Below are 7,673 nucleotides of genomic sequence, written 5' to 3'. Positions count from 1 at the left end.
CGGGGGCCTTCGCCCCCCTACTCTGCCGCCCGCTACCGGTCACCGCTACCCGCTACCGGCAAGCACGCGCGGGATGGTTTCGACGAGTTCTAGCGGGCAGCGGGTAGCGGGTAGCCGGCTACTCCGAGGGCCGAAGGCCATCGGAGTAGCCTCCCCATATGACTCGCACTTTGCTTTCCAACGCACGCATTTTTGACGGGACCGGCGCCCCGATCGCCGACGGCGATGTCGTCCTCGAAGGCGACCGCATCGTCGACATCGGCAAGGGCCTCGACGGCGATGAGGCCCACGACCTGGGGGGCCGCGCCCTGCTCCCCGGGTTCTTCGACTGCCACACCCACGTGGCAGTGAGCAACGTCGACATCTTCGGAATCCTCCAGAAGCCGTTCTCGCTCCACTTCTATGAGGCGGCCCACAACCTGCAAGCCACGCTGGACACCGGGATCACCTCCATCCGGGACGCCGGTGGAGCGGACCTCGGCATCAAGACGGCCGTGGAGAAGGGTCTGATCGAAGGCCCCCACATGCAGATATCCCTGATCATGCTCAGCCAGACCGGCGGCCACGGCGACGGATGGCTGCCCTCGGGTCAACACATCCGGCTGTTCACCCAGCATCCCGGGCTCCCGTCGAGCATCGTCGACGGACCCGACCAGATTCGTCAGAAGGTGCGTGAGGTGGTGCGCATGGGTGGCGACGTCATCAAGGTGGCGACTTCGGGCGGCGTGCTGTCACCACGCGACGACCCCCGCCACGCCCACTTCACCCTCGAGGAGCTGGAAGTGCTGGTGCAGACGGCCCGTGCCCTCGGCGTGTGGGTGATGGCACATGCCCAGGCCTACGACGGCATCAAGAACGCGGTGCGAGCCGGCATTCGTTCCATCGACCATGGCATCTACCTCGACGACGAGGCTATCGAGTTGATGCTGGCTCGGGGTACCTTCCTGGTGCCGACACTTGTTGCTCCCACAGGGGTGATCAAGGCGGCCGAGGCGGGAATGGCCATCCCCGAAGCATCCGTCAAGAAGGCGAAGGACGTGATCGAGATCCATCGTGCCTCCTTTGCCAAGGCGGTAGCCGCCGGTGTCAAGGTGGCGATGGGAACCGACAGCGGAGTCACCCCTCACGGTGAGAATCTCGATGAGCTGGTGTTGATGGCCGAAGGGGGGATGTCACCCGAGGACGTGCTCCTCGCCACGACCCGCAACGCCGCAGAGTGCCTCGACGTCGCCGAGGACCGGGGGACCCTCGAGGCCGGCAAGCGGGCCGACCTGGTTGTCGTCGACGGTGACCCGATGCAGCTCGAAGGCCTCCGCGGGCGAATCAGTGCCGTCTTCAAGAACGGCCGGTTGGTGTCGGGCGGGCTCTGAGCGACTGTTTGAGAATCGGGTACCGCTATCGTGTCGCTGAGACGCCGACTCGGAGAATCGCCCAAGTGGACGACCACATGACCACGCGTCGCGGTACGCGACGCCCGGAGGGGACCATCACCGTCCTCGCGGCTTCGGAATCTCCCCCCATCCGGACCGAAGTGCTCCACTTCACCACGACCGCCACCGGCGAGTTCTGGGATCTCTCCGACTTCGTGCGCGAGGTGGTCCTCCGTTCCGACGTCCGGCACGGCCAGGTGACGATCCACACACCGCACACCACGACGACGATCGTCCTCAACGAGTCAGAGACGGGTTTCCTCAACGACTACCGCCGACTCATGGACGCCCTCGTGCCCGTCGAGTCCTATTACGAGCACGACGACCACGAACTCCGCACCGAGAACCTCCAGGAAGACGAGTTCCGCAACGGCCACGCCCACTGCCGCCAGATGCTCGTCGGAACCGCCTCAGCCACGGTCCCGGTGGTCGAAGGCGAGGTCCTCCTCGGCACCTGGCAGAAGGTCCTCTTCGGCGAGCTGGACCAGGCGCGCGAACGCCGCGTGGTCGTACACGTACAGGGGGTTTAGGTCGGCCGCCCTCCGGGCAGCCTCCGGCGACGGCCGACATGCGAAACCCGGTCGGGTCCAAGGGTCGACGCCTCCACTACCCCTGAGCGCCGGCTGGGGTCATGGCTTCAGACTCAGTGGCCGCTTACGACCTCGGGAGGAAGGTCGGCGGTGCCGGTGTGGTCGTGATCGAAGAGGTCAGGTTCGATGTATATCCGCAGGGCGTAGGGCACTGCTTGCCTGATGGCCACTTCACAACGGTCGATGGCGTCGGCGACACCACTCATCGTGAGGGAATGATCGAACTCGACTTTCCCTGCGACGAGCAATTCCTCAGGCCCGATGTGCTGCGTCCTCAGGTCGATTATTCGCTTCACCCCATCAGACCTGCGAACTGCGTTCGTGATTGCGGTGATGTCCTCAGTGGTTGCCGCTTCTCCCAAGAGCAATGAGCGCATCTCCACGGTTAGAAATGAAGCAATCACCAAAAGGAGTACACCGATTCCCAAGGTTGCGATTCCATCCCAGATCGGATCTCCGGTGGCGGCGGCGAGGCTCACGCCGATAAGAGCGATCAGCAGGCCGAACATCGCACCGGCATCCTCGAGCAACACGACGGGAAGCTCCGGTGATCGCGAACGACGTATGTAGGCCCACCAGCTGCGGTCTCCTTTTACTTTCCTCGCCTCGACGATGGCGGTGCGAAAGCTGAATGACTCGAGAATCCCCACGAAGTTTCCAACCTGGGCTGGGCGTGCCTGGCGGCCTCCGAGAAGGAGCAGGCAACGGCGGATCGCCGATGACAAGCACCAGAATGCACCGACTCGGCGAGCATCGAAGCAGAACCGGTGACGAGATAGGCGGCGAACTTGGCCACCGCGATGCCTGCATTGGCAACCATTGCGGCGAGAATCGCCCGGGTTCCTCCGGTGGCCATGTCTCTCCTATCACAATGGGCCTGTATCTGAGGATACGACGGTGCGGGGAAGTCAGGTGTGTTGGAACCCACCGACCAGCGCAACGTTGTGTGACAAGCCACCATGAGCACGCCGCTGCCAGCCGCCATCCTCTGAGAGCCGGGCGCAGCCCCTATCAGAGGATTTGTGAAATGAATAGCTTCGTTCGTTCCTCGCGCGGGTTCGTGAAGAAATGCTCCGGGGTGCCCACCTCGACTATCTCACCCCCCGCCATGAAAACCACCCGGTCGGCGACCTCGCGGGCGAAGCCCATCTCATGGGTGACCACGATCATGGTCATGCCGGAGCGAGCCAGGTCCCGCATCACGTCGAGAACTTCCTTGATCATCTCGGGGTCGAGCGCCGAAGTGGGCTCGTCGAAGAGCATCACCTTTGGACTCATGGCAAGCGATCGGGCGATGGCCACTCGTTGCTGCTGACCTCCGGACAACTGCCCGGGGAACTTGCGGGCCTGCTCTGGGATCTTCACCCGCGTCAGCAGCTCCATCGCGAGTTCCTCGGCCTCCTTCTTCGGCATGTGACGGACCTGGCGCGGACCCAGGGTGATGTTGTCGATCACCGTGATGTGGGGGAAGAGATTGAACTGCTGGAACACCATCCCGGTCTCCATACGGATCCCCTGGATTTTGCGGATGTCGTCTGATAACTCGATCCCGTCGACGACGATCCGCCCCCGATCGTGCTTCTCGAGACGATTGATGCACCGTATAAGCGTCGACTTGCCTGATCCTGAGGGACCGCAGACGACGACCACCTCCTGCCGCGCCACCTTCATGTTGATGCCCTTGAGCGCCTGGAAGTCGCCGAAGAACTTGTCGACGCCCTCGACCTCGATCATCAACTCCCCGGTGCCCCGCATCTCCGTGGCATCCTGAAAGATCTCGTCGGTGGTCGACCGAAGGTCCTCGGACATCAGCGTTCTCCTATCCCGAGTCGGCGTTCCAATCGTTGACTTTCCCGCGACATCGTGAACGAGAAGGCCCAGAAGGCCAACATCACGAACACCAGCGTCTCGGCGATGCCGAACCCACGGAACTCGGCCTGGGCGTGGACCAGGGAACGCACCCGCAAGACCTCGGCGATGCCGATGATGGTGAGAAGGCTGGTGTCCTTGAAGAGGGCGATGAACTGGCCGACCATCGCCGGGATCACCGCCCGCAGTGCTTGCGGCAACACGATGAGACGAGTGACCCCGATCGGTGAGAGACCCAACGACTGCCCGGCTTCGATCTGGCCCTTTGGCACGGACTGGAGCCCGCCGCGCACGATCTCGGCGACATAGGCGGCGGTGAACAGGGTGAAGGCGGCGACCGCCCGGGTCAGATCCGACAGCGGGGTCGAGGTGTTGAGGAAGAACCCGAGAATGAACTGTCCCATGAAGAGCAGGGTGATCAGCGGGACCCCCCGAATCAGCTCGATGTACCCCGTGGAGATGAGGCGCAGCACCGGAAACGACGACCGACGCGCCAGGGCGAGGAGCAACCCGAGAGGAAACGCCAGCACGATCGTCAGCGCCGCGGCGATCAGGTTGAGCCGCAGCCCCTCCCAGTGGTCCCATCCCACACCCTCGAGGTCGAGCACCGCGTAGAGCGCATAGGACGCCACGAAAATGCCGATGATGATCGCGGCGCGGATTCGCCGCGCCCGCCGGGGGTTGGACCAGTCCACCAGGGCGAGCAGACGCGATGCCCCGTAGGCCACCGGGGCCGCCATCCAGAGCCAGCCGCTGCCGTGGAACCCGCTCACGATCTGGTAGCCGACGACACCCAGCACGCCTACAACCGCCCAGAGCAGGTCGGCGTGCTGACCCTGGGTCCGGCTGCCGACCACCTGAAACCCCATCGCCACGCCGATTGCCGAGACAGCCAACACCAGAGGGTCGAGGGTTTGGGTGAGCGCCAAGAGCAACACCAGCAGCCCCAGCAACCCCCAGTAACGGCGCACCTTGGCCAGGACCGGGTCTTCGTGGTAGGGCACTCCGGCCTGGGCCGCCCGGAACCGAGCCCCCGAGACGGCGGCACCCCACGCCAGACCGAGTGCGCCCGACCAGATCAGCACCTGGGCGACGAGGCGCCACAGTTCGTCGCGGGGAAACCGGCCCACCATGAACAGGGTGAGGTTCTCGGTGACCGGCTCCCAGCGACCGGTCACGAACAAGAAGCCGAAGAACCGGTAGCCCAGGTACCCAATTGCTCCGGCGAGGAGCACGGTGACCACCGCGTTGTACCAGGAGTTGAACAGGTGCCGCCGCACCCATCGTCCGGCCGAGAGCCGCTCCGGGGGGCTCTCGGCCACGACGAGCATGGGCTCCTCGAGGCCCGGCTCCAGGAAGGGGCGGCCGCTCATCGCTCCACCATCTGGAGTCGACGGTTGTACAAGTTGAGGACCAGTGAGATGGTCAACGAGAACGCCAGGTACACGCCCATGAGGATGAGGATGGATTGCGGCGCCGGTCGGCCGTTGCCGATCGAGGTCTGGGTCAGGGCAGTGATCTCGGCATAGGCCACCACCACCCCGAGCGAGGTGTTCTTGACCAGGTTCAGACACTGATTGATGAACGGGGGCACCGCGACCTTGAACGCCTGGGGAAGCACCACGAATCGGTACCGCTGGAATGTGGTCAGGGCGATGGCGCTGGCCGCTTCGGTCTGGCCCTTGGGCACCGAAAGGATGCTCCCCCGCACGATCTCGGCAATATGGCTGGCGGTGTACAGCCCGAGCGCCACTGTCACCGAGATGAACCCATAGTTCATCTCGAAGCCTCCGACGATGGTTCTGGCTGTGGGAGCCAATGCGGGCCACGACCAAGAGAACACGTCGCCGCCGACGGCGAACCCCACGGCGATGAAAGCCAGAAACGCCCCGAAGCCGAACAGCACCCGGCGGTGCGGACGCCCGGTGCGCTCGGCGACACGGGTCCTCCACCAAACCACCGCGGCGCCGGCAGCGATACCCGCTGCGGCGAACATCCAGAACACCCCGACGCCATCGCCGGCGGAGAGGGAGGGGAAGCCCCACACTGTGTTGGAGAGGATCAGGAAGTTGTTGTCCGACCCGAAGAACGAGATCTGTTGGGCTTCGCTGACCACCGGGAATGGCCCGAAGGTGAACAGGGCGAACCCGAAGAAGATGATGACGACGAGAGGCGGAATGTTGCGGAGCGTCTCCACATAGGCGGTTGCGACGCGGGCGACCAGCCAGTTGGAGGAGAGTCGGGAGATCCCCACGATCAGGCCGAGGACGCTGGCGAGGATGATTCCGAAGAAGGCGGCAAGGAAGGTGTTCTTCACACCGACCATCACCATCTGCCACACCGGGCTGCGTGGGTTGAAGCCTTCGTCGAACGGGATCTGGAACTGGGTGGGTCGCCAGAGGAACCCGAAGTCGGTGTTGATGTTCAGCCGATCAAGGTTGTTGACGAGGTTGTTGAACAGCCAGAAGAGCAGTCCCGCCACTGCAACGACGGCGAACACCTGGACCACGACGCGCAGCACCCGAACGTCGCGGTACCAAACGACTGCGACACGGTCGTCTCTCCGGATCGTGTCCTGGGTCAGCTCACCACCCCACTGATGACGAGGAAGGGCGGCCGGCTCAGCCGGCCGCCCATTCCCCTATTGCGTGTTGGTGACGTGCGGCCTACCGGTAGGGCGGGACGTACATCAGTCCACCATTGGTCCACAGGTCGTTCGGCGTGCCCTCGAGGGCGATGCCGATCGCCGGAATGTGGCGGAGATAGATCTCCTCATAGTTCCCCACCTGGCTGATGATCTGCACCGCGAAGTCCGTGGGCAGACCCAACGCCGGGTCGAGGGCACCGAGGAAGTTCGCCACGTTGGGGTCGGTCGACGTGAAGCCGACGACGTTCGTGCTGTCGATCCCAAACTCCCACGCCTGCACCGTTGCCATCACCGACCACTCCACCGCCTGTGCGAAGGCGGAGTCGCCGTCGCGCACTGCCGGGCCGAGAGGCTCCTTGGAGATGATCTCGGGGATGATGAACTGGGCGGCCCCGCCCTCACCCTCGATCGCCGACTTGTTCGCGGCAAGCTGTGAGGCGTCGGAGGTCCACGCCTCACATTGGCCCTCTTCATAGGCGGGCCGCAGTTCGGCATTGTCGGCATAGACCACGGGGTTGAACGGGATGCCGCGGGCGTTGAACACCGCAGTCAGGTTCAGTTCGGTGGTCGTTCCCGACAGCACGCAGATGTTGGCGTCAGCGAGGTCCTCCAATGCGGTGAACCCCGTAGAAGCGGGCACCATCACTGCCTGACCGTCGTAGAACGTGGTGAACAGGAAGGTGGCCCCTTCCGTCCCATCACGCGACGATGTCCAGGTGGTGTTGCGGATCAGAACGTCGATCTCCCCGGATTGGAGGGCGGTGAACCGCTCCCCAGCCGCCAGCGGCACGAACTCCACCGCGTTGGCATCACCCAGGATCCCCGCGGCCACGACCCGGCAGAGGTCGATGTCGAAACCGCTGTAATTGCCGGCCGCGTCGACGATGCCGAAGCCCGGCAGTACGTCGTTGACACCACACAGAATGTGGCCCCGCTCCTGCACCTCGGCCAACAGATCGCTTCCCTCGTCATCGCCTCCGCAGGCGGTCGCGACGAGCGCGAGACCGAGAATCAAGGCGAAGATTCGCTTCGTTGACTGCATTCGTTTCCTCCTCTGGGCTGGAATAGCCCTACTGCGACCCTAGCAAAGGAGTCGCCCGCCCCGCCGGGCGAGAGTCGGCCGCCCTTGGGGCGGCC

The 7,673-nt window shown here is 64.3% G+C and carries 6 protein-coding genes and 1 pseudogene; 2 read left to right on the top strand and 5 right to left on the bottom strand.

What is annotated here, in order from left to right; translation table 11 throughout:
* Positions 1-158 precede the first annotated feature (158 nt).
* Both WD184_01850 and WD184_01845 read left to right on the top strand, forming a co-directional pair.
* Positions 159-1,370 carry an amidohydrolase family protein gene (locus tag WD184_01850; GenBank protein ID MEX0825491.1) on the top strand — a complete coding sequence of 404 codons (1,212 nt, stop codon included), beginning with the start codon at positions 159-161 and terminating at the stop codon, positions 1,368-1,370.
* Positions 1,371-1,447: 77 nt separating this feature from the next.
* Positions 1,448-1,960 (top strand): secondary thiamine-phosphate synthase enzyme YjbQ, encoded by a 513-nt coding sequence (locus tag WD184_01845; GenBank protein ID MEX0825490.1) that lies wholly within the window; start codon positions 1,448-1,450, stop codon positions 1,958-1,960.
* 113 nt (positions 1,961-2,073) lie between these two features.
* Here WD184_01845 and WD184_01840 read toward each other — a convergent pair.
* From WD184_01840 to WD184_01820, 5 genes and pseudogenes are all read right to left on the bottom strand, one after another.
* Positions 2,074-2,876: pseudogene (locus WD184_01840) on the bottom strand (cation transporter).
* Between the two features lie 155 nt (positions 2,877-3,031).
* Positions 3,032-3,775: an amino acid ABC transporter ATP-binding protein gene (locus WD184_01835; GenBank protein ID MEX0825489.1), complete on the bottom strand. Its 744-nt coding sequence runs from the start codon at positions 3,773-3,775 to the stop codon at positions 3,032-3,034.
* Between the two features lie 53 nt (positions 3,776-3,828).
* Positions 3,829-5,262: an amino acid ABC transporter permease gene (locus WD184_01830; protein MEX0825488.1), complete on the bottom strand. Its 1,434-nt coding sequence runs from the start codon at positions 5,260-5,262 to the stop codon at positions 3,829-3,831.
* Positions 5,259-6,410: an ABC transporter permease subunit gene (locus WD184_01825; protein MEX0825487.1), complete on the bottom strand. Its 1,152-nt coding sequence runs from the start codon at positions 6,408-6,410 to the stop codon at positions 5,259-5,261. The genes WD184_01830 and WD184_01825 overlap by 4 nt, the downstream gene beginning before the upstream one ends.
* Positions 6,411-6,555: 145 nt before the next feature.
* Positions 6,556-7,578, bottom strand: a complete 1,023-nt coding sequence (locus WD184_01820; protein ID MEX0825486.1) for an amino acid ABC transporter substrate-binding protein — start codon at positions 7,576-7,578, stop codon at positions 6,556-6,558.
* Between the last annotated feature and the right edge of the window lie 95 nt (positions 7,579-7,673).

The organism is Acidimicrobiia bacterium (assembly GCA_040878325.1).
Taxonomy (GTDB): Bacteria; Actinomycetota; Acidimicrobiia; order Spongiisociales; family UBA11373; genus JAUYIV01.
This window is presented reverse-complemented; position numbering and strand designations above follow the sequence as displayed.